The organism is Pseudomonas sp. Irchel s3b2, assembly GCF_900187445.1.
Classification (GTDB): domain Bacteria; phylum Pseudomonadota; class Gammaproteobacteria; order Pseudomonadales; family Pseudomonadaceae; genus Aquipseudomonas.
In genome coordinates this window covers 281607-306351 of record NZ_FYEB01000001.1, presented here as the reverse complement: position 1 = coordinate 306351, position 24745 = coordinate 281607, and the positions used below count along the sequence as shown (strand labels likewise).

At 59.1% G+C, this 24745-nt stretch carries 19 protein-coding genes; 11 read left to right on the top strand and 8 right to left on the bottom strand.

Annotated elements, in window-relative coordinates; translation table 11 throughout:
• The first annotated feature begins 147 nt into the window (after nucleotides 1–147).
• The 4 genes from CKW20_RS01380 to CKW20_RS01365 all read left to right on the top strand — a co-directional run bounded on the left by CKW20_RS01380 (nucleotide 148) and on the right by CKW20_RS01365 (nucleotide 4551).
• Nucleotides 148–2049, top strand: a complete 1902-nt coding sequence (locus CKW20_RS01380) for a sensor histidine kinase (protein ID WP_095051337.1) — start codon at nucleotides 148–150, stop codon at nucleotides 2047–2049.
• A complete protein-coding gene (locus CKW20_RS01375; protein ID WP_095051336.1) occupies nucleotides 2046–3374 on the top strand; it encodes a sigma-54 dependent transcriptional regulator in 1329 nt (442 codons plus the stop codon). The genes CKW20_RS01380 and CKW20_RS01375 overlap by 4 nt, the downstream gene beginning before the upstream one ends.
• An 8-nt stretch (nucleotides 3375–3382) precedes the next feature.
• Nucleotides 3383–3712: a GlpM family protein gene (locus CKW20_RS01370; RefSeq protein WP_176466865.1), complete on the top strand. Its 330-nt coding sequence runs from the start codon at nucleotides 3383–3385 to the stop codon at nucleotides 3710–3712.
• Nucleotides 3713–4194: 482 nt separating this feature from the next.
• Nucleotides 4195–4551, top strand: a complete 357-nt coding sequence (locus CKW20_RS01365; protein ID WP_095051335.1) for a DUF6124 family protein — start codon at nucleotides 4195–4197, stop codon at nucleotides 4549–4551.
• Between the two features lie 182 nt (nucleotides 4552–4733).
• Here CKW20_RS01365 and CKW20_RS01360 read toward each other — a convergent pair whose 3' ends face one another.
• Together CKW20_RS01360 and metE are read right to left on the bottom strand one after the other, a co-directional pair.
• Nucleotides 4734–5768, bottom strand: coding sequence for an alpha/beta fold hydrolase (locus CKW20_RS01360; RefSeq protein ID WP_095051334.1), 1035 nt, complete (start codon nucleotides 5766–5768; stop codon nucleotides 4734–4736).
• Between the two features lie 211 nt (nucleotides 5769–5979).
• A complete protein-coding gene (metE, locus tag CKW20_RS01355) occupies nucleotides 5980–8292 on the bottom strand; it encodes a 5-methyltetrahydropteroyltriglutamate--homocysteine S-methyltransferase (RefSeq protein WP_095051333.1) in 2313 nt (770 codons plus the stop codon).
• Nucleotides 8293–8414: 122 nt separating this feature from the next.
• Here metE and metR point away from each other — a divergent pair, with 122 nt between their 5' ends.
• Entirely contained in the window at nucleotides 8415–9332 is a 918-nt protein-coding gene (metR, locus tag CKW20_RS01350) for a transcriptional regulator MetR (protein ID WP_007898547.1), read from the top strand.
• 124 nt (nucleotides 9333–9456) lie between these two features.
• On the opposite strand, the gene CKW20_RS01345 is transcribed toward metR, so the two are convergent.
• From CKW20_RS01345 to CKW20_RS01330, 4 genes are all read right to left on the bottom strand, one after another.
• Nucleotides 9457–9966 (bottom strand): GNAT family N-acetyltransferase, encoded by a 510-nt coding sequence (locus CKW20_RS01345; protein WP_095051332.1) that lies wholly within the window; start codon nucleotides 9964–9966, stop codon nucleotides 9457–9459.
• A gap of 2 nt (nucleotides 9967–9968) precedes the next feature.
• On the bottom strand, nucleotides 9969–10607 hold the full coding sequence (locus CKW20_RS01340) for a LysE family translocator (protein ID WP_095051331.1): 639 nt from the start codon (nucleotides 10605–10607) through the stop codon (nucleotides 9969–9971).
• A gap of 23 nt (nucleotides 10608–10630) precedes the next feature.
• On the bottom strand, nucleotides 10631–11065 hold the full coding sequence (locus CKW20_RS01335) for an NUDIX domain-containing protein (protein ID WP_095051330.1): 435 nt from the start codon (nucleotides 11063–11065) through the stop codon (nucleotides 10631–10633).
• Between the two features lie 171 nt (nucleotides 11066–11236).
• A complete protein-coding gene (locus CKW20_RS01330; RefSeq protein ID WP_095051329.1) occupies nucleotides 11237–12589 on the bottom strand; it encodes an HD domain-containing phosphohydrolase in 1353 nt (450 codons plus the stop codon).
• Between the two features lie 254 nt (nucleotides 12590–12843).
• On the opposite strand from CKW20_RS01330, the gene CKW20_RS01325 reads away from it, so the two are divergent.
• The 6 genes from CKW20_RS01325 (at nucleotide 12844) to CKW20_RS01300 (ending at nucleotide 21656) form a co-directional block, all read left to right on the top strand.
• Nucleotides 12844–15150, top strand: a complete 2307-nt coding sequence (locus CKW20_RS01325; RefSeq protein ID WP_095051328.1) for an EAL domain-containing protein — start codon at nucleotides 12844–12846, stop codon at nucleotides 15148–15150.
• A complete protein-coding gene (locus CKW20_RS01320; protein WP_095051327.1) occupies nucleotides 15147–17021 on the top strand; it encodes a bifunctional diguanylate cyclase/phosphodiesterase in 1875 nt (624 codons plus the stop codon). The genes CKW20_RS01325 and CKW20_RS01320 overlap by 4 nt, the downstream gene beginning before the upstream one ends.
• A 46-nt stretch (nucleotides 17022–17067) precedes the next feature.
• Nucleotides 17068–18027 (top strand): cytochrome-c peroxidase, encoded by a 960-nt coding sequence (locus CKW20_RS01315; protein ID WP_095051326.1) that lies wholly within the window; start codon nucleotides 17068–17070, stop codon nucleotides 18025–18027.
• Nucleotides 18024–19835 (top strand): DAHL domain-containing protein, encoded by a 1812-nt coding sequence (locus CKW20_RS01310; protein WP_095051325.1) that lies wholly within the window; start codon nucleotides 18024–18026, stop codon nucleotides 19833–19835. Before CKW20_RS01315 ends, CKW20_RS01310 begins: the two co-directional genes overlap by 4 nt.
• Nucleotides 19832–21238 (top strand): ATP-binding protein, encoded by a 1407-nt coding sequence (locus CKW20_RS01305; protein WP_095051324.1) that lies wholly within the window; start codon nucleotides 19832–19834, stop codon nucleotides 21236–21238. Before CKW20_RS01310 ends, CKW20_RS01305 begins: the two co-directional genes overlap by 4 nt.
• A gap of 133 nt (nucleotides 21239–21371) precedes the next feature.
• Nucleotides 21372–21656 (top strand): putative quinol monooxygenase, encoded by a 285-nt coding sequence (locus CKW20_RS01300; RefSeq protein WP_030129588.1) that lies wholly within the window; start codon nucleotides 21372–21374, stop codon nucleotides 21654–21656.
• Here CKW20_RS01300 and CKW20_RS01295 read toward each other — a convergent pair.
• Nucleotides 21604–23151 (bottom strand): glycosyltransferase family 39 protein, encoded by a 1548-nt coding sequence (locus tag CKW20_RS01295; protein WP_256584997.1) that lies wholly within the window; start codon nucleotides 23149–23151, stop codon nucleotides 21604–21606. The genes CKW20_RS01300 and CKW20_RS01295 overlap by 53 nt on opposite strands.
• Nucleotides 23152–23236: 85 nt before the next feature.
• Entirely contained in the window at nucleotides 23237–24745 is a 1509-nt protein-coding gene (locus CKW20_RS01290; RefSeq protein ID WP_095051323.1) for a glucosyltransferase domain-containing protein, read from the bottom strand.

Below are 24745 nucleotides of genomic sequence, written 5' to 3'. Positions count from 1 at the left end.
CGGCGAAGGCGCACTCAAGGACGCCTTCGCCGGCAAGCCTGGCTCCTACAGGTCCGATTGGGTTTGCTCCCTCACCACACAGCAGTCTCCACAGGGACCCTGTGGGTATATGGATATTTGTGTTGTGGTTGACCCAAGGCATCTGTGATGAAATGCGACTCCACTCTCTATCGCGCCGCGCCGCCATCACTCGCCGTGAAACCCCGTTTGATTCGCCATCTGTTCCTGCCGCCGCTGATCATCGCCCTGATGATCGGATTGGGTTACATCGGCTTCTGGGTCAGTGAACACTACGGAATTCGCAGCCTGAGCGAGAACGGCCAGCGTCAGCTGGAACTGCACGCCCGCGCCGTCGAGAGCGAGATCAGCAAGTACACCTACCTGCCCAGCCTGCTGGAACTCGAATCCAGTGTTTCAAAGCTGTTGGGAGGTCCGTCGCCGGAACTCCGGCAGACGGTCAATGAATACCTTGAAGGCCTGAACCGGCGCAGCCGCAGTCGGGCCATCTATGTGATGGACACCACCGGTCGCGTACTGGCCACCAGCAACTGGCGTGATGTCGACAGTTATCTTGGCGAAGACCTGTCCTTCCGCGCTTATTTCCAGAACGCCGTGCGCGGTCAGCCGGGGCGTTTCTACGGCATCGGCAGCACCAGTGGCGAACCCGGCTATTACCTGGCCCATGGACTGGAAGAGCACGGAAAGATCATCGGCGTCGCCGTGGTCAAGGTTCGCCTCGAAGCCATGGAAGAACGCTGGCAACGAGCACGCCTGGAAGCCTTCGTCAGCGACGAGAACGGCATCATCATTCTCTCCAGCGATCCGGCGCGGCGGCTCAAGTCAGTGGTGCCGTTGAGCGACGAAACCAAGGAAAAACTCGCCCGTAGTCTGCAGTACTACTGGTTTCCGCTGAACGAACTGCAACCGCTGGCGCGGGAGAAACTGGCCGAAGGTGAGGAAAAACTGACCTTCCCCGCCAACAGCGAACTGGTGTCCGATGAAGAGAACATCAGCTACCTCTCGCAAACCCGGCCGCTGAGCGATACGCCATGGAATTTCACCCTGCTCACGCCCCTGCAAGACCTGCGACGTGAAGCGATCAATCAGGGGATTCTGGTGGCGGTGGCGTTTGCCCTGGTGGCGTTTCTGCTGATCGCCTGGAACGAGCGGCGCAAGGTGATCGCCACTCGCCTCGCGGCGCGGGAAGCCTTGCAGGAAGCTAACAATCAACTGGAGCGTCGGATTTCCGAACGCACCACCGACCTGCGTGCCAGCAACGAACGGCTCAAGGGCCAGATCCGCGAACGCCGACAGGCGGAAGAGACGTTGCGCCGCGCTCAGGATGAGCTGATCCAGGCCGGCAAACTGGCCGCCATCGGCCAGATGTCCACCAGCATCGCCCACGAATTGAACCAGCCGCTGGCAGCCTTGCGGACCTTGTCCGGCAATACCGTGCGCTTTCTGGAACGCGGTCAGCTGGATGTGGCCAGCACCAACCTCAAGACCATCAATGAACTGATCGACCGCATGGGCCGGATCACCGCCAGCCTGCGCTCCTTCGCCCGGCGCGGTGATGACAAGGGCCAAGCCAGCTTTGGCAAAGCCGTAGACGCCGCCCTGCAATTGCTAGGTGGCCGGATGGAAAGCGCGCAACTGCACTTACACCGCAACCTCGAAGACGTGCAGGTGCTGATCGACCAGACCCGCCTGGAGCAGATCCTGGTCAACCTGATCGGCAACGCGCTCGACGCCATGCAGTCGCAGCCCCAGCCGGAGTTGTGGCTCGAAGGCGAGGAATTCGACGGCAAGTATCGCCTCCGGGTGCGCGATAATGGTCACGGCATCGATGCCGAAGCGCGCAAGCATCTGTTCGAACCGTTTTTCACCACAAAGCCCGGCGAACAGGGCCTGGGCCTCGGCCTAACGCTTTCAGCGAGCCTGGCCGCCGCCACCGGCGGGCATCTGGGTGTCGAACACCCGGCCAGCGGTGGTACCACCTTCGTCCTCAGTTTACCGTTGGTAAGCCCCACTCCCGCCGAGCCAATATGAACAACGACCTTAGTGTGCTGATCGTCGAAGACGATCCCCATGTCCTGCTCGGTTGCCAACAGGCGCTGACCCTGGAAGACATTCCCTGCGTGGGCGTCGGCAGCGCCGAAGAAGCGCTGGAGCGGGTCGGCGATAACTTCGCCGGCATCGTCATCAGCGACATCCGCCTGCCGGGCATCGATGGCTTGGAACTGCTGACCCGGCTCAAGGCCCGCGATCGCAGTCTGCCGGTGGTGCTGATTACCGGCCACGGCGACATCTCGATGGCCGTCGGCGCTATGCAGAAAGGCGCTTATGACTTCATGGAGAAACCCTTCTCCCCCGAACGCTTGGTAGACGTCGCCCGCCGCGCGCTGGAGCAACGCAGCCTGGCGCGGGAAGTCTCGTCCTTACGTCGACAACTGTTCGAGCGTGACTCCCTCGAAGGCCGGATCATCGGGCGCTCACCGGCGATGCAGAACCTGCGGGAACTGATTGCCAACGTCGCCGACACCTCGGCCAACGTGCTGATCGAAGGCGAGACCGGAACCGGTAAAGAATTGGTCGCGCGCTGCCTGCATGACTTCAGCCGTCGGCACACCAAACAGTTCGTCGCGCTGAACTGCGGTGGCCTGCCGGAGAACCTGTTCGAAAGTGAAATCTTCGGTCATGAAGCCAATGCCTTCACCGGCGCCGGCAAGCGACGGATCGGCAAGATCGAACACGCCGACGGCGGCACGCTGTTCCTCGATGAAGTGGAAAGCATGCCGCTGCCGTTGCAGATCAAACTGCTGCGGGTGTTGCAGGAACGCACCCTCGAACGCCTCGGCTCGAACCAGAGCGTGGCGGTGGATTGCCGGGTGATCGCCGCGACCAAGTCCGATCTGGATCAATCGAGCAAGGCCGGCGAGTTTCGCAGCGACCTGTATTACCGCCTGAACGTGGTGACCCTGGAACTGCCGCCGCTGCGCGAACGCCGCGAAGACATCCTGCAATTGTTCGAACACTTTCTGCAGCAGTCATCCCTGCGCTTCGATCGCACCGCCCCTGAGCTGGACAACCAGACCCTGTCGACCCTGATGAGCCACGACTGGCCAGGCAACGTGCGCGAACTGCGCAACGTCGCCGAGCGTTTTGCATTGGGCCTGCCGGCCTTCAAAAAATCCGGTACCAATGGCAGCAATCAGGGCCTGGCCTTCGCCGAAGCGGTGGAAGCCTTCGAACGCAACCTGCTCAGCGACGCCTTGCAGCGCAGCGGCGGCAATCTGACCCAGGCCAGTCTGGAATTGGGGATGGCCAAGACCACACTGTTCGACAAAGTGAAGAAATATGGGTTGAGCCATTGATGGACCTGATTTTCAAAGCAACCCTGGGCGCGGCGGTGGTGGTGATCCTCGCCATGCTGGCCAAGACCAAAAACTATTACATCGCAGGCCTGGTGCCGCTGTTTCCAACCTTTGCGCTGATCGCCCATTACATCGTCGGCAAAGGACGCTCGCTGGATGATCTGAAAACCACTATCGTGTTTGGCATGTGGTCGATCATTCCGTACTTCGTCTACCTGGCGACCTTGTACGTGATGGTCGACCGGATGCGGCTGGAGGCTTCGTTGGCGGTGGCTGCGGTGGCGTGGTTGATGGCGGCGACGGTGTTGGTCAGCGTTTGGGTTCGCCTTCACGGCTGACGCCTCCGCTCTGTAGGAGCGAGCGGTTCGGCGATCCGACTTGCCCGCGAAGAACGATAAGGCCATGTTTCAAGTACACCGCGTCGAACCATTCGCGGGCAAGCCCGCTCCCACAGGTTTTGGGGTGTTCTGGAGTGCGTGTTTAGTTCTGTTTAGCGTTACTTCCTGAAAGCTACAGTGCCTTGCGCCGTCGCCTACAACCAAGTCAGAATCCGCCGGCTTGTGCGCCTGGAGGCCCGTCGGTAACTTGGTTCGTGTCACTGATTCCCAGTGATCGGGTTTAGTAGCCCGGCATTTCTTTCCGGTCGCATAAGTGTCATCCAGTCAGGCATTCGCCTGCACTTGATGGTGGCTGTGCGCATGGTGCCCTCGGGCGCGCCGGTTTTGACTGGAGGCCGGTCTACTAACTTGCGCACAGCTGCCTCCCCATTCCGTTTAGTAGCGAGATGAGTTGCAGCTCTACTAACAGGAGTACCAGTTCAATGTTCAAAATCACTCCAAATCCACCGGAAACCGACGACGTTTCCCCGTACGAAACCCCAGGCTCCAAAAAGCTCAACGAAGCCGCCGACCGCGCTCTCGATTACTACCTCAAACCGGTCATTCCCAAAGACACCCCACGCAAACCCAGCACCCTTTACTCCGTCGCCCCCGACGCCGATAACGAAACCCTGCTGGTCAACGCCTGCGAATCGCTGGCGGCGGCGAGCGTGATGTTGAGTGATTTCGCGGGGCTGCTGAACGGCCCGCAGCGCAACACCGTGCTCGGTATCCAGAACTCCGTCATGTTGGGTGAACTGGCGGTGAACCGGATGCTGGATAATTTCGTTCCAACGTAAACCAGCCTCCACCGTTTTTGTGGCGAGGGAGCTTGCTCCCGCTCGGCTGCGCAGCAGTCGTAAACAGGTCAATGCGGATTACCTGAGACTCAGCAGCCTGTGCAGGATCGGGGCTGCTTCACAGCCCAGCGGGAGCAAGCTCCCTCGCCACAAGAGCCCACTCCCACAATTGGATTTGGGTGTTACAGAAGATTGTGTTCGGCCACTGGATCAATCTGCGCCCAATGCGAGGTGTCTTCACGATGATCCCGCAAATACGGCAACACCGCCGCCAGCAACGGCGCCTTGAACGCCTCCTGGAAACGATGGGCCAGCCCCGGAATCAGCTTCAATTGGCTACCACGGATATGCGCCGCCAAGTGCACGCCATGCATCACCGGCAACAACGGATCGGCGGTGCCGTGAACCACCAGCGTCGGCACCCGCAATTGGTTGAGCAGCGCCACGCGGCTCCGTTCGGCGAGGATCGCCATGATCTGACGCTTCACGCCCTCGGGGTTGAACGCCCGGTCATAGGATTGCGCCGCCTGCTGCAACAACGCCTGCCGGTCATCGCTCACCGCCGGGCTGCCCAACGCCGCCAGCAAATCGGCCTGTTGCTCCAGCGCCACTTCGCGATTCGGCGCACCGCGTCGCGCGAGTAACTGCACCAGCGCCGCACTCGGCGCCGGCAAGCCCTCGGCACCCGAGCTGGTCATCAGCAACGTCAGGCTCTCGACACGCTGCGGTGCCATGGCCGCCATATGCTGAGCGATCATCCCGCCCATGCTGGCGCCCAGTACGTGGAATTGCTCGACGTGCAAGGCATCCATCAGTCCAAAGGCATCGTCAGCCATGTCGGTCAGGGTGTACGGCGCCGATACCGGCAAACCGAGTTTGTAGCGCAGCACTTCAAAGGTCAGGTTGGCGTCGACAGGTGTCTGCCGCCAAGTCGACAGGCCCACATCGCGATTGTCATAGCGAATCACCCGAAACCCCTGCTGACACAACGCGACCACCACCTCGTCCGGCCAGTGAATCAACTGCCCGCCCAGGCCCATCACCAGCAACAACGCCGGGTCCGAGGCACGGCCAATGCTCTGGTAGGCCAGGCTCACCTGCTCCAGATCGACCCGTTCGGTCGGAACATTGACATCGCAACGAGACGCCGCAAGAGACGGGAAATTGAACAACACAGCAGCCAGAAAGACCGCTGTGGATAAAAATCGTGCACGCATGAAAAACACCGAAACGCAGAACTCCAGTAGAGCGCGAGTCTGATGAAGTTTGTTCAAGCGCGCTGCCACAGTTACGTGACAGTTTGATGAAGATTGCCGAGCGGTCATATCCATGACCGAGTTATCGTTCATCACGAGCAGGCTCGCTCCCACAGGATTTGTGTCCGACATCAATCAAAATGTGGGAGCGAGCCTGCTCGCGATGGCGTCCTTAAGCCAACTGACTACGCAACTGCCGCGCCGCAGCAACCATGTTCACCAACGCCGCCTCGGTTTCCGGCCAGGCCCGGGTTTTCAACCCGCAATCCGGATTGACCCACAACCGCTCAGCCGGAATCCGCTTCACCGCTTTGCTCATCAACTTCACCATCTCGGCCGTGTCCGGCACCCGTGGTGAGTGGATGTCATAGACGCCCGGACCGATGTCGTTCGGGTAGTCGAACGCTTCGAAGGCCTCCAGCAACTCCATGTCCGAGCGCGAGGTTTCGATGGTGATCACGTCGGCGTCCATGGCGGCGATGGACTGGATCACGTCGTTGAATTCGCTGTAGCACATGTGGGTATGGATCTGGGTTTCGTCCCGCACGCCGGATGCGCTCAGGCGGAAAGCCTCCACCGCCCAGTCTAGATATTCCTGCCATTGCGCCCGGCGTAGCGGCAGCCCTTCGCGGAACGCGGCTTCGTCGATCTGGACGATTTTGATGCCGGCGTTTTCCAGGTCCACCACTTCATCGCGCAAGGCCAGGGCCAGTTGCTGCGCCTGAATTTTGCGCGAGACGTCTTCGCGCGGGAACGACCACATCAGCATGGTCACGGGACCGGTAAGCATGCCTTTCATGACCTTATCGGTCAGGCTCTGCGCATAAGTGATCCAGTCGACCGTCATTGGCTTCGGACGGCTCAGGTCGCCATAAATGATCGCCGGTTTGACGCAGCGCGAACCGTAGCTCTGGACCCAGCCGAATCGGGTGAACAGGTAGCCGTCCAGTTGCTCGGCGAAGTACTCGACCATGTCGTTGCGCTCGGCCTCACCGTGTACCAGCACGTCCAGGCCCAGGCGTTCCTGGATTTGCACGGCGTGGCGGATTTCGCTGTGCATGGCATCGGTGTAATCGTTGGCCGACAGCTTGCCTTGCTTGAAGGCCTGGCGCGCCAGACGAATCGAACCGGTCTGTGGGAACGAGCCGATGGTGGTGGTCGGGAATGCCGGCAGTTTCAGCCGTGCCTTTTGTTGTTCGATGCGTTTGGTAAATGGTGAATGACGTTGGCTGTCCGCCGCGCCAATGGCGTTGATACGCGTCTGTACTTCGGCTTTATGGATGCGCGGCGATTGGGCGCGGCTGGCCTGAATCGCACGGCTTTCAGCCAGGGCGGCTTGCACCTTCGGCGCTTGCGGATCGTTGAGGGCATCACGCAGTACGGCGATTTCACCGCACTTCTGCACGGCAAACGCCAGCCAGCTTTTCAGTTCCGGGTCGAGTTTGTCTTCACGGTCCAGGTCCACCGGGCTGTGCAACAGCGAGCAGGAACTGCTGACCCACAAGTTATCGCCAAAGCGCTCCTGGGCTGGTTGCAGTTGGGCCAGGGCTTGCTCCAGTTCGCAGCGCCAAACGTTGCGACCGTTAACCAGGCCCACCGAGAGAATCTTGTAGGTCGGCAGACGATCCAGCACTTGGCCAAGTTGATCCGGCGCGCGCACGGCGTCGATGTGCAAGCCTTGCACTGGCAGGCTGACAGCCAGGCCAAGGTTGTCTTCCAGGCCACTGAAGTAAGTCGCCACGAGTTTTTTCAGCGGCGAATATTGGAGGATGTGATAAGCGCGCTCGAAGGCATTTTTCCAGGCCTGTGGCAGATCGAGGGTGAGGATCGGTTCGTCGATCTGCACCCACTCCACGCCTTGGGCCGCGAGGCGACCGAGGATTTCGCCGTAGATCGGCAGCAGGCGTTCGAGCAAGTCGAGTTTGTCGAAGTCGTTGCCTTTCGCCTTGCCCAGCCACAGGTAAGTCAGTGGGCCGATGATCACTGGTTTGACGTTGTGCCCCAGGGCCTTGGCTTCTTCGACTTCATCGAACAACTGTTCCCAGCTCAGTTTGAACTGTTGATCAACGGTGAATTCCGGGACCAGATAGTGGTAATTGGTATCGAACCACTTGGTCAGTTCCTGAGCATATTGCGCCTTGCCATGTTCGCCGCCGCAGCAGGCCGCGGTAGCACCACGGGCCATGGCGAACAGGGTGTCCAGCGTCGGCAGGCCGTTGGCATTCCTGGCACTGTCGAAACGCTCGGGGATCACGCCGAAGGTCAGAGAATGAGTCAGTACCTGGTCGTACCAGGCGAAATCGCCCACAGGCAGCAGGTCGATGTCGGCGTCTTTCTGCAATTGCCAGTGGGTGGCGCGCAGTTGGCGGCCGACGCTTTTCAATGCGTCCTGATCGAGGTCGCCCTTCCAGTAGGATTCGAGGGCTTTTTTCAGTTCGCGGTCAGCGCCGATACGCGGGAAACCAAGGGTGTGGGCCTGAGCCATGATGAAAGTTCTCTCTATAAAAGATGCTGTAAAACATGGCGCTATTGTCGACAGCCTACCCAACATGAGACAAACTCAACCTTTTCGTGTTGATCATAAGTTTTCCTCATGGAGCCCCCCCGGTGCTTGAAATCCGTCACCTGAAAACCCTGCACGCCTTGCGCGAAGCCGACAGCCTGGTGGACGCGGCCGATCGCCTGCACCTGACCCAGTCGGCGCTGTCCCACCAGTTCAAAGAACTGGAAGAGCGCATGGGCATGCCGTTGTTCGTGCGCAAGACCAAACCGGTGCGCTTCACCAGTGCCGGCTTGCGCCTGCTGCAACTGGCCGACGCCACCCTGCCATTGCTGCGCGGCGCCGAGCGTGACATTGCGCGACTGGCCGGCGGCACCGCAGGGCGTTTACACATGGCGATCGAGTGCCACAGTTGCTTTCAGTGGCTGATGCCGACCATCGACCAGTTCCGCGATGCCTGGCCGGAAGTCGAACTGGACCTGGCCTCGGGTTTCTCCTTCGCCCCGCTGCCGGCGCTGGCCCGAGGCGACCTGGACCTGGTGGTGACCTCCGATCCGCTGGAACTGGTCGGGATCACTTACGTGCCGTTGTTCACTTACGAAGCCATGCTCGCGGTGGCTAACCAGCATCGCCTGGCGAGCAAGCCGTACATCGTGCCCGAGGATTTGCTCACGGAAACCTTGATCACCTACCCCGTGGAGCGTGATCGGCTGGACATCTTCACCCGCTTCCTGGAGCCGGCCGACATCGAACCAGCCCAAGTCCGCACATCGGAACTGACGGTGATGATGATGCAACTGGTGGCCAGCGGCCGCGGCGTGTGCGGCATGCCCCATTGGGCGCTGCATGAATACAGCTCACGGGGTTATGTGAAGGCCAAGCGACTGGGGGAGAAAGGCTTGTTTGCGACGCTCTACGCCGGGATTCGCGCCGACATGCTGGATGCGCCTTATATGCGCGACTTCTTGCTGACGGCCAAGGACACGTCGTTTTCGACGCTGGATGGGGTTAGTGCGGTGCGCTGATGGACCTGTTTGGATGATCGTTCCCACGCGCAGCAAAGGAATGCCTCAACGGACGCTCCGCGTTCGGCTCTGGAAGGGACGCGGAGCGTCCCGGGCTGCGTTCCCACGCAGAGCGTGGGAACGATCAAGGCTCAGGGGTGATCTCGCGCCACATATGGATCTTGTCGAAGTAGTCTTCGCCGACCCTTACCGCCAACGGTTCCAGGCCGAACTGCACGAAGCCGCAGCGCTGATACAGCTTGAAGGCGGCTTCGTTGCCGGCGGTGACGGTCAGCTGGATCAGCCGCAGCCCCTGATGGGTCTGCGCTTCAGCCAACGCGGCCTGAACCAGTTGATAACCGAGCCCGCGCTGTCGCACCTTGCTTGTAACGTACATGCCAAACAGCGTCGCCTTGTGTCGGGCCTTTTCCCGAGATTCGAAGGCCAGGCCAACGATGCCCACCAGCCTCCCTTCCTCGAACACCCCGAGAATCCGGTCCAGCTTGTGGGTCAGGCGCGATTCCCACCAACTCAGCGGCATCACGGCGCGCTCGCGCACGCTGGAAGTGAACGCCTGAGGATGCAAGTCATAGGCCTCAAGCATCAGCGCCCGATAATCCAGGGCATGGCTGGCATCAAGCCGTTGAATCCACATCTTCAGGCCGTCCGCCGCTGCTCAAGCATCAAGCGCACCGCCAGTCCGGACAGCACGAAGCCCATGAAATAACGCTGCATCGCCAGCCAGTTCGGGTTGTTGACGAACCAGGACGCGATGCCTGCGGCAAACAACGCGATCATCAGGTTGACGCTGAAGCTCACGCTGATCTGGGTCAGGCCGAGGATGATGCTCTGGGTGAACACCGAACCATGCTCAGGGGTAATGAACTGCGGAAACACCGACAGATAAAACACCGCGATCTTCGGGTTCAGAGCGCTGGTCAGAAAGCCCATGGTGATCAACTTGCGCGACGAATCTGCCGGCAACTGCTGCGCCTCGAACGGCGAGCGCGCACCGGGCTTGACCGCCTGCCAGGCCAGCCACAACAGGTACAACGCGCCGGCCCACTTCAATACTTCATAGGCCACCGGCACTGCCACGAACACCGCGGTCAAACCCGCGGCGGCCGCGAACAGGTGCACTAAAAAACCCGCGACTACGCCGAGCAACGAAGTCACTCCGGCCCTGCGGCCCTGGCAGATTGAACGAGAGATCAGGTAGATCATGTTCGGCCCGGGCGTGAGCACCATCAGCAGCGCCGCGGCGGCGAAAATCAGCAAGTCTTGAAGCGGGATCATGGGCATTCTCCATCCTTGGACGATCAGGCAGTTTCGATCAGTGAGGCTCGATAAAACGGCAAGATCAGGTCCCGTGTCAATGGCGCCAATGTGATTTCGCCGTCAGTGGCCGGATCGATCCAGCGCACCTCTTCGATCTCCGACGCCGGGCAAACGTGCGAATCGATGGTCAGCTGAAAGAGTTCGGCCTGTACGACATAACCCGGCTCATTGGCGGCTGGTGCCGAGAATTGCCCCAGGTAGGCGGCGTGCGCCGGATCGATGACCAGCCCCAGTTCCTCTTCCAGCTCACGGGCAAGGGCATGGACCGGTTGCTCATGGGCCTCGATCTTGCCCCCCGGCTGCATGAATGCCTGGGTGCCGCGCTTGCGGACCAGCAGGGTGCGACCGTCGGGGCCGATCAGCAAGGCAGCAGCAATGCGGATGAGGCGGGGCGAAGCGGCGGATGAAAGCATCATGGATCAGACTGGCCTTGGGTAAAAGCAGCAAGGATCACATGCGCGCCGCTTCTTCGTCACGCCGAAAAAAGCATTGCCGAGCGCCCTGTAGGAGCGGGCTTGCCCGCGAAAGCGGTGTGTCAGACAACATCAATGTTGACTGTGCCGCCGCTTTCGCGAGCAAGCTCGCTCCTACACAAGTGCGCCTTCCACTTCCTCCGGCACTTTCACAAAAATGCTGTACTTGGCACCTTCCATCGCCTCGAAAGCGATCAACTTCTCCACCAGCGGTCCATTCAACACCTTGCCGGCATTGAGCAACAGCATGCCGTTGTCGGCATTGAGATTGCGCGCAAGGATCATGCCCGCCACCAGATCCCGGGTGGTCAGCACCTTGACCGTCGGATCGGCCAGCGTCACATCGCTCAGGTAAGCGGCGCAGACCTGAACGAAATCCACCACCAGTTCCGGGTCGTAGAGGCGACCGGCGTATTGGCGGATATACACCAGGGCTTCATCGCTGTTCATCTGCCGTTCAAGGATCAGCCCGCGCTGCAACTCAATGAAGTCCACCGCCAGTTTCAGCAACCGCGAACCGAACGGAATCGCTTCGCCCTTGAGCCGATCGGGAAAACCGCTGCCATCCCAACGCTCCTGATGATGCAGGATCAGCCGCGCGGCATCCTTCATCGGATCGAGGGTCATCAGCAGCGATTCACTCTGCTTCGGATAACCCCGATAGCGCTCGCGATCATTGTGGTGCAGCAGGTCCGAAGGCGTGCTCATCATGCTGTCGGTCCAGCTCAATTTACCGATGTTGTAGAGCGCCGCGGCCATGGTCAGGTCGCGACTGGTGCCTTCGTCCAGGCCATAGAGTTTGCAGTACACCCGCATCAGTTCGATGATCTGCCGGTTGGTCTGCTTGGCGGGCGGCAAGCGCAGGTTGGCCAGCAACGAAAACACTTCGGTGCCGGTGACATAGCTGCGCTTAAGCTCTTCGTAGGCCAGGTCCAGCATGTCGGCGGTCTGTTGCAGCTCGCTGGTACGGGCCGCGACGTGTTTTTCCAGGGTGGCATTGAGCAGCTTCAGTTTCTCGTTCTGATCCCACGTCTCCTGCACCAGACGCAAGCGTTCACGCTCGGAATGCTGATAAGCCAGTGATTGCCGTAAGGTCAGCAGCATTTCCTCATCGTGCCAGGGTTTGCTGATGTAACGATGAATCTGCCCTTCATTGATAGCTTTGATAATGGCCGACGGATCGGCATAACCGGTCAGCATGATCCGGAGGGTGTCGGGATAACGCTGATGGATGTGGGCCAACAACGTCGAGCCATCCATATTGGGCATGCGCGCGTCACTCATCACCAGATCGATCGGCTGCTGCGCCATGATCGCCAAGGCCTGGGCACCGCTGGTGGCCAGCAGCACCTCGTAGGGTTGGCCGCGCAGCAGGCGGCGCAGGCTGTTGAGAATCGACTCCTCATCGTCGACCAGCAGTAACTTGGGTTTATAGGTCACAGTCGTGGTGGGGAGTTGCTCTTCCATGGCATTACCTCAAGAGAACGTGTGTCTTTGTAGCGCGCGGGGCGAACGTCCTGGCGTTCCCGAGCCTGACCTACAGGCTAGATGATTTTCAGCCCGCCCCCGGTAATGATTCGTTTCAGTCAATCGGGCGAAGTGCTGGCTGGGCGACTATGCTCAGATCACTCGGATCCAGAACGATTCTCGCTCCATCCAGCGATCAGGGAAGGGATACCCTCTATGAGCTCATTGCACCAACCTGCTGTCGGTACAGGCGCATGTCAGTGAATACGCTGCTTGCGCGCATTAATCGTCGGATTCTCATCGTCGATGACACCGCATCGATCCATGCGGATTTCGCCAAGATTCTCAGCCCGCCATCGATCGAAGACGACAGCCTGATCAGCGCCGAAAACGCCCTGTTCGGTACCCCGGCATCGGTAGCGGTGCAAAGTTTCGTCATCGATTCGGCGTTTCAGGGCCGCGAAGCACTGGACAAGGTCGAGACCGCGCTGGCGAATGACTCGCCCTACGCGATGGCCTTCATCGACATGCGCATGCCGCCGGGCTGGGACGGTCTGGAAACCATCGAACGCTTGTGGCAAGTCGATCCCAAGCTGCAAGTGGCGCTCTGCACCGCGTATTCCGACTACTCCTGGGAAGACATCGCCGAGCGTCTGGAGCTTGGCGATCGCCTGCTTATCCTGAAAAAGCCCTTCGATGCCATCGAGATCCGCCAGATGGCCAGCGCGTTGACCGCGAAGTGGCAAATGACCGAAGACGCGGCGCTGAAGATGTCGCTGCTGGAGCACGCGGTCGAAGAGCGCACCCGGGAGCTGTCCGACGCCAACATCATCGTGCAGAACAGCCCGACCATTCTGTATCGGCTGCGGGGCGAACCGTCGTTTCCGTTGATGTACATCTCCCACAACATCACCAAATACGGCCATGTCGCGGCGGCCCTGGTGGCTTCGTCCAACTGGGCGCAGGAGCTGATCCATCCCGACGATCAATCGAAAGTCGACACCGCCATGGCCCGAGTGCTGGACCGCCATGCGGCAGGTGCTTCCATCGAATTCCGGATGCGCACCGGCGACGGTGACTGGCGCTGGGTCGAAAACCGCTACATCCCGGTGCGCGACGATGAAGGCCGCTTGCTGGAAGTCGAAGGCATCATCATCGACATCACCGAACGCAAACTGGCCGAGGAAAAAATCGCCCTGCTGGCCCGCACCGACGGGCTGACAGGGCTGGCCAACCGCGCGACGCTGATCGAGCGGCTGCACCAGGCATTTGCAGCCGCCCGGCGCGGAGCTACCCCGTTCGCCATGTTTTACCTGGACCTTGATCACTTCAAACGCATCAACGACACCCTGGGCCACCCGGTGGGCGACCTGCTGTTGCAGGAGGTCGCTCGACGCATCAAAACCTGCGTGCGCGAAAATGACGTGGTTGCCCGCCTGGGTGGCGACGAGTTCGCGATATTGCAACTGGACGTCGGCGATCCGACCCAATCAGCGGCCCTGGCCGCCAAGGTCCGCGATGCACTGGTGCTGCCCTACTCCCTGGCCGGCAATGATGTGCGGGTCTCGGTCAGCATCGGCATCAGCAGCTACCTTCCGGTCAGCCTCAGCGCCGATAGCCTGTTGACCCAGGCCGACATGGCGCTGTATCGCTCCAAGGAAAAGGGCCGCAACCAGTACCACTTCCATTCCGAGGAAATCAATCAGGAAGTGGTCGAGCGCATGACCATCGCCAGCGATCTGAAAAAGGCCATCGAGCACGACGAACTCGAACTGCGTTACTGGCCGGAAGTGGACCTGAACACTGGCAAGATCCTCGGCATGGAAGCACAGGTCAGCTGGAACCACCCCCAGCGCGGTTTGCTGGAAGCCCCGGCCTTTCTGCCCGCGGCGGAAAAAACCGGCATCATTATCGCCCTCGGTCACTGGGTGCTGGAGCGCGCCTGTCGGCAAATGCGCCAGTGGCGAGATGAAGGCATGGCGCCGCCGGTGGTGGCGATAAAATTGTCCCTGGCCCAACTCAAGAGTGGTCCCGAGCTGATCTATGACGTGTTGCGCACCACCGCCCGCTGGGAACTGTGCCCGTGGGACCTGCGTTTCGACGTCACCGAAGCGACCCTGGCCCAGACCAAGTGGACGCACAACGACATCCTGCCGCGCCTGCATGAATTGGGGGTGAAGATCGCCATCGACGACTTCGGCACCGAATATTCCTCGTTCGATTACCTCAAGACTTACCAGGTCAATCACCTGAAACTCGCCCAGACCTTCATCGATACGGCCGCCCGCGACCCGGCCAGTGCAACCACCTTGCGGGCCATCATCAACTTCGCCCGCGAAGTAGGGATCGGCATTATCGCCGAGGGCGTCGAAACCCAGGAGCAACGCAGTTCGCTGATGGCCACAGGCTCACCGATGAACGCCCAGGGTCACTACTTCAGCCAAGCGGTCAGCAGCCAACAGGCCGCCGAGTTACTGAAGGCCGGGAGCATCGTACATGCCAACCACGGAACCGGAGCGATGCCCGACGACCCGCGGCGTGCCACGGAGGACAAGGAATGAAAACTTCGTTCGCCCAGGCTAACCGGCGCATTCTGATCATCGACGACACGCCTTCGATCCATCAGGACTTTCGCAAGATTCTCGGCCCGGATACCGACGACGAACACACCATCGCCGGCACTGAAGCAGCGCTGTTCGGCAGCCAGCAGTCTACTCGGCTGATATTCCAGCTCGACTCCGCCTACCAGGGCGAGGAAGCGCTCGAACTGGTCAAGCGTGCCCAGGCACAAGGTCGACCTTACGCCATGGCGTTCACCGACATGCGCATGCCCCCAGGCTGGGACGGTCTGGAAACCATCGAACAGCTCTGGAAGGCTGATCCTCACCTGCAAATCGCACTGTGCACGGCCTTCTCCGATTACACCTGGGAAGCCATGGCCGAACGGCTGGAGTTCGGCGATCAGTTACTGGTGCTGAAAAAACCCTTCGACAGCCTGGAAATCCGTCAGATGGCCAGCGCCCTGACCTGGAAGTGGCAGATGGCGCAGGACGCGGCCATGAAAGTGCTGACCCTGGAGCAAACCATCGAGGCCCGGGTCCATGAGCTGCTCAAGGTATCGCACTTGCTGCAATACGACGTATTGACCGAATTGCCCAACAGCACCTTGTTGGGCGACCGGCTGAACCAGTCACTGGCGCTGTCCAGACGCCATGACAAACAACTGGCCGTGATGTTTCTGGGGCTCGATCGCTTCAAGCGCATCAACAATGCCCTGGGCCACCCGACCGGTGACGAGATGCTCAAACGTGTCGGGCAAAACCTGGTGGCCTGCGTGCGCGCGTCCGACTCGGTGTTTCGCTACGGCTCCGATGAGTTTGTGGTGATCCTGGCTGACATCCATCACCCCCAACAGACCAAGGGCATCGCCGAAAAGCTCTTGAACGCCATACGCGCACCTCAACACATCGCCGGCCACGACCTGAGCGTGACGGCCAGCCTGGGTATCAGCATCTATCCCGAGGACGGTTTCGATGCCATTGCGCTGATCAAGAAAGCCGAAACCGCCATGCGCAATGTCAAGGAAAGCGGTCCGAACGATTTCAGCTTTTTCATCGATGAAATGAACCAGCGCGCCCGCGAACAGCAGAGTATCGAGTCGGGTATTCGCCTGGCGCTGGAACGCAACGAATTTGTCCTGCACTACCAGCCCAAACTCGACCTGTGCAGCGGCAAGGTGGTCGGCGCCGAGGCATTGATCCGCTGGCAAAAGCCGGGGCAAGGCTGGATTTACCCGACAGATTTCATCGGTGTAGCCGAAGACAGCGGCTTGATCGTACCGTTGAGCAAATGGGTGCTGACCCAGGCCTGCCGACAAGCCCGCGCCTGGCAGGCGAAAGGCCTGCCGAAGCTCTGCATGTCGGTAAACGTGTCGGCCATCGATTTTCGCCAGCGGGATTTTGTCGAGGGTATCGAACAGATACTCAAGCAAACCGGTATGGAGCCCGCCTTGCTGGAACTGGAAATCACCGAAGGCGTATTGATGCAGAACATCGATGCGACGATGGTCGCGCTGAGTCGGCTCAAGGCATTGGGCGTACGGCTGGCTATCGATGACTTCGGCACCGGTTATTCCAGCCTGAGTTACCTGCAACGGTTTCCCATCGATGTGCTGAAAATCGACCAGTCATTCATTCGTGGACTGAGCCAGGACAGCAACGATGCGGCGCTGGTCAGCGCCATCATCAGCCTGGGCAAGAGCCTCAAACTGACCGTCATTGCCGAAGGGGTGGAAACCCTCGAACAACTGAACTTTCTCAAGGCCCTCCAGTGCGAGGAAGGCCAGGGTTACTACTTCAGCAAAGCCGTGGAGCCGGACGCCTTCGTGCAATACCTGACATCCATGCCACCCGCTCCATCCGCCGCCCCATGAACGATGTGCAACGACACTCAGGCCCCCTGCGCCAAGGAATCATAAGATGTCGAGCCCCTTCTACTACCTGTTTTTCGCGCCTCTACTCGGATGTTGCCTGATAGCCAGCGGCGAACCGCTGGACGAACCGCTCAAACCCTTGCCCGCAGTGCCCCAGCAGAATCCCTTGCAAGTCGAACTCGGTCGCCGGTTGTTCAACGAGCCACGCCTGTCGGTCAACAACAGCCTGTCCTGCGCCAGTTGCCATCGTCTGGAAAGCGGGGGAGCCGACGCCCTGGCGTTTTCCATCGGCTTCAACGGCGCGCCATTGACGATCAACACCCCGAGCGTGTTCAACGCAAGTCTGAACTTCCGGCAATTCTGGAACGGCCGCGCCGACACCCTGGAAACGCAAGCCCACGAAGTGGTGCAAAGCCCCAGCGAAATGGGCAGTCATTGGGAGCATGTCGTTCAGATCCTGACCGCCGACCCAGCTTACAAAAGCGCTTTCACCCAGGCCTACCCGGACGGCGTGACCATGAACAATGTGCAAAAAGCCCTGGCCACCTATGAGCGCACGCTGATCAGCGCCAATTCACGTTTCGATCAATACCTGCTGGGTAATACAGAGATTCTGACGATCGAGGAGAAATACGGCTATCAACGCTTCAAGGACTACGGCTGCATCGCCTGTCATCAAGGGGTGAACATCGGCGGCAACATGTTCCAGAAGTTCGGCGTCATGGGCGATTACTTCCAGGTCCGGGGCAATCCTACCGAAGCCGATCTGGGCCGCTATCTGGTGACCAAGGCTGAAGAGGATCGCAACGTATTCAAGGTCCCGAGCCTGCGCAACGTCGCCGTTACCGCACCGTACTTCCACGACGGCTCCGCCAAAACCCTCGAAGAAGCAGTGGACGTGATGTTCAAGTTTCAGCTCGGTCGCAAGCCCTCTGACAAGGACAAGGCATTGATCATCAAATTCCTCAAAACCCTGACCGGTGAGTGGGGAGGCAAATCGTTATGAAAACGTACCACCGTCGCAACCTGGCATTACTCGGTGGCGTGGCCCTGGTGCTGGCCTCGACATTGTTGTTTCTGTACCTCAAATCAAGTTCCGACCAGACCGCGACATACGCCGAGTCCCGGGACCTGATTGGCCGGATGAAACAGTTCAACGCGCAATGGGAAACCGAAATTCTCAAAGCCAGGATTGCCATCAGTAACAACTACGATCCGCTGGTAGCGCCGCTGAGCGAGATGACACACCTGTGGGAGCGGTTCGAGAGCATGGCGTCCGAACACGGCCGCAACGATTCGCCCATCTGGCGTGCCAGTCATGAGGCCTACCGAGCCGCCATTCAGGAAAAGACCCGGCTGGTGGAGCAGTTCAAATCCCACAATGCCGTGCTGCGCAATTCACTAGCGTTTTTGCCCACCGCCGAAGACGACATCCAGGAACCGCTTGCCCAATTGCTCGACGAAGACAAACTGCAACTACAGAACATTGCCACCGACACCTACGACTTGCTGCTCAGTAGCCTGGAGTTCGCCCAGGTCGCCTCCGACGACAAAGCAGCCGACATCCTGGTCGGGCTGAACAAACTGGGGGTGAACAAGGAGCGGTTACCGGAGCAGTTTCACAGCCCGATCGATGTGTTGAGCAATCACATCGCGCTGATCCTGCGCGAACAACCTGTGGTCAACCGGCTGCTGGAGAACATCGAAGCCGTTCCTGTAGCCGCACGCCTGGACGACATCACCAGTCTGCTGAACAAGGATCAGCAGCAAACCGACGCAGCCAACCGACGCTACCACTTCTACATGCTGGTATTTTCGACGCTGCTGGTGATGGTACTGGTGTATCTGGCGATCCGCCTGATGCGCAGCTTCGCGGAGACCAAACGGGTCAACAAGGAACTGCAAACCGCCAACGACGTCCTCGAACAACGGGTCGAAGAGCGCACCCGTGAACTCAAGGCTACCCAGAGCGAACTGCTTGATACCGCGCGCCAGGCCGGCATGGCAGAAATCGCCACCAACGTGCTGCACAACGTCGGCAACGTGCTCAACAGTGTGAACATCTCGACCGACCTGGTCACCCGCAAGCTACGTGGCAGCAAGGCCCAGGGGTTGGGCAAGGCGATGCAACTGATCAACGCGCATCAAGACGACCTGGGGGCCTTCCTGACCCAGGACGAGAAGGGAAAACTGCTGCCCGGTTATCTGAACCAACTGGTGGAGGCCATTGCCCTTGAACAACAAGGCATGGCCGACGAACTCGCGCAGCTGAGCAAAAGCGTCGACCACATCAAGGATATCGTCGCCACACAGCAGTCCTACGCGGGTGCCAACAGTCTGATGGAACCGCTGCACATCAGCGAGCTGCTGGAAGACGCCCTGCGGATGAATGCGGGCGCGCTGACCCGGCATCACGTCACCGTGGTCAAGGAGTATGGCGACGTACCGCAAATCATGGGCGACAAGCACCGGTTGCTACTGATTCTGATCAACCTGATCAGCAACGCCAAATACGCCATGACCGACCTCAGCAACCGTCCGCGGCAAATGACCCTTGGGGTGAAAGTCGTCGAGGACACGATCCTGCAAATCAGCGTCAAGGATGACGGCGAGGGTATCGAGCCGGAGAACATGACGCGGATCTTTGCCCACGGTTTTACCACCCGCAAGGAAGGACATGGCTTCGGCCTGCACAGCTGTGCCCTGGCCGCCATCGAGATGAACGGCCATCTCACCGCCCACAGTGATGGGCCGGGCAAAGGTGCACTGTTCACTTTGCAGATCCCGTTGAAACCCGTCATGGAGGAAGCATGAGCGATCTTTCGAACCGACGCATTCTGCTGATCGACGACACGCCGTCCATCCATGAAGACTTCCGCAAGATCCTCACCCCAACATCTGCGCAGCATGCAGAGCTGGACGAAATGGAGGCCGCGTTGTTCGGCAGCGAAATGAAATCCCCCAACCTGCTGTTCGAGCTGGACTCGGCGTATGGCGGTCAGGAGGGTCTGGGCAAACTCATCCAGGCCTTACAGGAAAGCCGTCCCTACGCGTTGGCCTTCGTCGACATGCGTATGCCTGAAGGCTGGGACGGTGCGCAGACTATCGAACACCTGTGGCAGAAAGACCCGCTGCTGCAAGTGGTGGTGTGTACCGCCTATTCCGACTACTCCTGGGATGAACTGCTGGAACGTTTGCACGCCCACGACCGTCTGCTGATTCTGAAAAAACCGTTCGACAACATTGAAGTCCAGCAGATGGCCAACACCCTGCTCACCAAATGGGAAATGACCGAGCGGGCGTCTATTCAGATGAGCCATCTGGAGCATCTGGTGGATCAGCGTACGGCCCAGTTCAAACAGGCCAGCGAAGCATTGCAGCGGGAAATCGACGAGCGCAAACAACTGGAAAGCCAACTGGTGCAGTCGGAAAAACTCGCCTCGCTGGGGAAACTGGCGGCCGGCGTCGCCCATGAAATCAATAACCCCATCGGCTTCATTTCCTCCAACCTCGGCGCTCTCGATGGCTACTTCAAGCAACTGCAGAACATGCTCGATGCCTATCGGGAGGCGGAAAGCGCCATTAGCTCAAGCGAGGTCATCGAACGACTCGGTCAATTACGTGAACGGGTCGAACTGGATTTTCTGCGCGAGGACATTCCGCTGCTGATCAAGGAATCCAAGGACGGGATCAACCGGGTCGGGCAAATCGTCAAAGACCTGAAGGACTTCTCCCGCGTCGACTCCAATCAGGAATGGCAGTGGACCAATCTGCAACAAGGCATCGAGTCGACCCTGAACATCGTCGCCAATGAACTCAAGTACAAGGCCGATGTGGTGAAGGAGTTTCAGAAGCTGCCCGATATCGAATGCCTGCCGTCGCAAATCAATCAGGTGATCATGAACCTGATCGTCAACGCGTCTCAGGCGATGGGGCCGGAACGGGGCATCATCACGCTGCGCACCGGGCTTGAAGGTGAAACGGTATCGATCGAGGTCGCGGACACGGGAATAGGCATCGAGCCGGACAACCTGCAGAAAATATTCGACCCGTTCTATACCACCAAACCGGTGGGCCAGGGGACGGGGCTCGGGTTGTCCCTGTCCTATGGCATCGTGAAAAAACATCGAGGCGATATTTCGGTGCGTAGCGAAGTCGGAGTAGGCAGCACCTTTCGGGTCGAGTTGCCGGTACGGCAATCGAAAATGGCTGTCTGACCGGTTGAGCCAGGAATCAACTCTCAATCCGGGCTGTTTTCGTTTTTTCTCCAGGCGCAGAATGCCTGCCACGTAACCATTGTTTGAACGCCAATCCCATCGGGAGGTGGGCTTATCACCAAGGAAGGACACCTTGCTTAAAGTAATCGCTCAAGATTTCATCAAACCCGAATACATTGAAACCGTTCGCCCGTGGTACGCCGAACTGGTCGAGAAGACTCGACTGGAACCTGATTGCATTGCGTACGACCTGTTCATCGATCAAAAAGACCCGGGGCACTTTATCTTCGTCGAACAATGGCCGAATAAGGCGGCGCTGGATGCTCATTGCCAGTCTGAGCACTTTCGGCGTCTGGTGCCGCAGATCAACGGTTACCAGGCGAGGGATTGTATTGTTGTGCTGATGGATGCGTTCTGACGTCAACCTCAAGGGGGAGTGATGCTGCGTCAAGAACGAATAGACGAGCTTCGCTGTCCCCTTCCTTCAGCACCAGCACCTGTTTCCAGTGTTTGGGAAACAAGGCGTCATGTTCAGGACGCGCGTAGCCCGTTACCCACCAGATCCGCCGGCCATTCAGTTTCAGGACCGAAAAATCATTGAAGAGAATCAAGTGCAAGGGACGGGGAATGAGCGCCCAACCGCCGTATTCGGCGGTTCCCCAAAGAGTGCCTGTCGGTGTTTTGACTACGTATAACTTCGGCTGGATACCGGTCGGGTTGTAGTACATGAATGGCAAGTACCAATACAGATTATCCACGATGATTTCATCACCCCGACGGACTTCGCGGCCAAGGCTTGCGACCACTGCATCCAGCCTTGCGTCTTTGCGAATGCTGGTTCCGTTCATCTCATCCGTTTGTGCGTAAACCGCCGAAAGCCCATGTACTTCTGCCAATAAAACAAAAGCCATGGCGGTCGCGGCAACAACGGTGTGGCGTTGGCTCCATGTGTCCAGTGCGAGCGCAACGATAAGAGGCAACGCAGCGGCCGCGAACACCAGGTATCTGGCATTGAAAACCGGCACGATCAACGACACCAGAAACACGGTCAGCACCGGCACAAAAAAATAGCCCACCAGCAAGACGCTGAAAGGTCGCTCATGGTGTGCCTTGAACAACGCCGCAGCGGCGCAAACAACAATCAACACCGAGGGCAACACACGCCATAAGGATGAATAACTGGCCGATTCCCCCATCATCACCAGTTGCCAAACAAAGGTCAGCGCGGCTCCCCAGGTGAGCGGCGGTATCCACTCGAGCCCGTCCATTCGCAGCAATTGATCGATGAAAAAAGGCATCCACGGCAGGTACAACACAACGATTGCGCTGTTGGCCACAACCCACGCACGAAACGGTATTACCGTTGACCGACCGCCCTCTCGTGCTCGCCACCAACAAAGCCAATGCACCAAAACGCACAGCACGGCGAAGTAATGCGTATAGAAAGCAGCCGCCATCAGCAGCACGTAAAAAACCGGATAACGTTTTTGCTCCGGTGCCTTGAGCCAGCACACCAGCGCCACGGTCGCGCCCATCAGCCAGAAGCCGAGCAAGGTGTACATTCGCACTTCCTGGCTGTAGCGCACCGATATCGGTAGCAATGCCAACAACAATGCGGCTATCCATGTCGCCCTTCGCGTCGTCACCAGACTCATCAATTTGATACACAGCAACAGCGTGCCAACATCCGCCAGTGCACTTACCGATCGCGCCGCCAAGACACCATTGCCGAACAAAACCATCCAGAAATGCAGCAAGACATAGTAAAGCGGTGGATGCACATCCCGCGCCGTCGTGGTCCAGATAAACGCAGGCGAACCCTCAGCCAGTAGCAGGCTGTAGGCCTCGTCGTACCAGATCACCGGCACGGTGATGGAGTGAAACCTTGCGAACAATGCGATGGCTATCACCATCACCAGACCCGCCCTGTCGGCCACGCGGGATGGAAAACTTTTGAGAAGAATCGAAGAGGCGTTCACAGGCTGATCATCTTATTGCTCACCACTGAAGCGAGGTGATCGGAGAAGGGTCTTTCATGACGATAAAACCGTAATCGCCCAGCAGATAGATGCGGTAAAACCTGCTCTCCACCAGCGGTGGATAACCCTGGTAACCGACCAGGGTCGCGTTGCGCCGCTCCCTCTCCGCGACCACATTGGTGATGCCCGCCTTGGGCAGGTTTTCAGCCAGCATGAAAAAGTCGATGTTCAACAGATAACGCAAGACCGGCATCTGCCTGAACGAGCCCGCAGCCGCCACCAGCCAGTGATCGGAGTCGCTCACCGCCATGTAAATGCGCTTGGCCTCGCGCAGTTGCCGATGGGACGAGATGTCATGCCCCAGGGAAAACAACGCGCTGGATGCAAACGTGTTCTGCATCGTCAGCACACGGCCATAGGCGAAGGACAGCGAAAGCATGGCCAACAGAGGCACCGCCAGCAGCATCGGCAGTCGCTCATGAATGGACGCCAATGCCAGATGGCTCAAATAGAACAACAGCACCAACAGGACCGCAAACCCCATCAAGGTTCTGGCGCCCTCATTGAAGTCGCGGAAAAACAGCGCAGCCCCCGACACCAGCAAGGTCACGACCGGCACTGTCAGCAGACAGACCAGCCCCATCACGATTTTTCTCAGGCCCGTGTCATGCCGCCCGATTACGTTCCGGGCCAGCCGTACACTGCCCGCGATGGCACACAGCAGCAGCACGGCGAACACCCAAGTGGATCCACCGTGAAACAGCAACGCGACTTTTTCCAGCACCCGGCCGATGTTGATTTCAAGTTGCAGCAAAGGCTCCGCCGCCCAGTTCAGCAACAAGGCGCGATTTTGGTTCATGTACGGATAAGCCGTGACGCTGTAGATCAACCCGCCGAGCCCTGCCTGGGCGATTTTCCAGCCGATCAATTCGTACCATTGCCGCCAGGCCCACTGGTCATTCGCGCCCCTGAGCAGTTCCAGGCAACACAGGCCCAGAAACACATTCAGGCTCACCTGATAGAGCCCCAGCGCCAGCGCGATCAGGAAGGCCGGCACCAGCCATTGCAGAATGCGCGAGGGATGACGAAAGGTGATCGCGAAAATCACCGCCACCAGGCTCAAGGCAATAGTCGGCCCGTCGTATTGATAAGACAGGTTCTGCAAAAAAAACGGGTTGTACCAGAGCGGCAACAGCACCAGGCAACAGGACATCGTCGGTTGCGGGTAGTAATGGAACGTCAGGCTGGTCAACGCAAAGGCCATGGCCAGTGTGGCGATCAACAGCGGCAACGGAAAGATGTTCGGCGCGCCATCGCTGAAGGTCAGCAGGTTGTAGAACAGCTCGGTGAACAACCGCCCCTGCCCCGCCCAGGCAGTACCGGCCGACAGTGAGCGCCAGTTGTCATCAATGTAGGGATAGTCGGCGAGGATCAGCGGAATGACATAAATCAGCGTCGCGATCAGGAAAAACTGCCAGACCCGACGACGCCCGAGTTCGCGGCTGAACAAGTCGCCCAGTCTGCCCAT

Bases quoted from the DNA above. Each gene is read 5' to 3' on its own strand.
- CKW20_RS01380 (WP_095051337.1), top strand. From the start codon at position 148: ATGAAATGCGACTCCACTCTCTATCGCGCCGCGCCGCCATCACTCGCC.
- CKW20_RS01375 (WP_095051336.1), top strand. From the start codon at position 2,046: ATGAACAACGACCTTAGTGTGCTGATCGTCGAAGACGATCCCCATGTC.
- CKW20_RS01365 (WP_095051335.1), top strand. From the start codon at position 4,195: ATGTTCAAAATCACTCCAAATCCACCGGAAACCGACGACGTTTCCCCG.
- CKW20_RS01360 (WP_095051334.1), bottom strand. From the start codon at position 5,768: ATGCGTGCACGATTTTTATCCACAGCGGTCTTTCTGGCTGCTGTGTTG.
- metE (WP_095051333.1), bottom strand. From the start codon at position 8,292: ATGGCTCAGGCCCACACCCTTGGTTTCCCGCGTATCGGCGCTGACCGC.
- CKW20_RS01345 (WP_095051332.1), bottom strand. From the start codon at position 9,966: ATGTGGATTCAACGGCTTGATGCCAGCCATGCCCTGGATTATCGGGCG.
- CKW20_RS01340 (WP_095051331.1), bottom strand. From the start codon at position 10,607: ATGATCCCGCTTCAAGACTTGCTGATTTTCGCCGCCGCGGCGCTGCTG.
- CKW20_RS01335 (WP_095051330.1), bottom strand. From the start codon at position 11,065: ATGATGCTTTCATCCGCCGCTTCGCCCCGCCTCATCCGCATTGCTGCT.
- CKW20_RS01330 (WP_095051329.1), bottom strand. From the start codon at position 12,589: ATGGAAGAGCAACTCCCCACCACGACTGTGACCTATAAACCCAAGTTA.
- CKW20_RS01325 (WP_095051328.1), top strand. From the start codon at position 12,844: ATGTCAGTGAATACGCTGCTTGCGCGCATTAATCGTCGGATTCTCATC.
- CKW20_RS01320 (WP_095051327.1), top strand. From the start codon at position 15,147: ATGAAAACTTCGTTCGCCCAGGCTAACCGGCGCATTCTGATCATCGAC.
- CKW20_RS01315 (WP_095051326.1), top strand. From the start codon at position 17,068: ATGTCGAGCCCCTTCTACTACCTGTTTTTCGCGCCTCTACTCGGATGT.
- CKW20_RS01310 (WP_095051325.1), top strand. From the start codon at position 18,024: ATGAAAACGTACCACCGTCGCAACCTGGCATTACTCGGTGGCGTGGCC.
- CKW20_RS01305 (WP_095051324.1), top strand. From the start codon at position 19,832: ATGAGCGATCTTTCGAACCGACGCATTCTGCTGATCGACGACACGCCG.
- CKW20_RS01295 (WP_256584997.1), bottom strand. From the start codon at position 23,151: ATGGTGATAGCCATCGCATTGTTCGCAAGGTTTCACTCCATCACCGTG.
- CKW20_RS01290 (WP_095051323.1), bottom strand. From the start codon at position 24,745: ATGGGCAGACTGGGCGACTTGTTCAGCCGCGAACTCGGGCGTCGTCGG.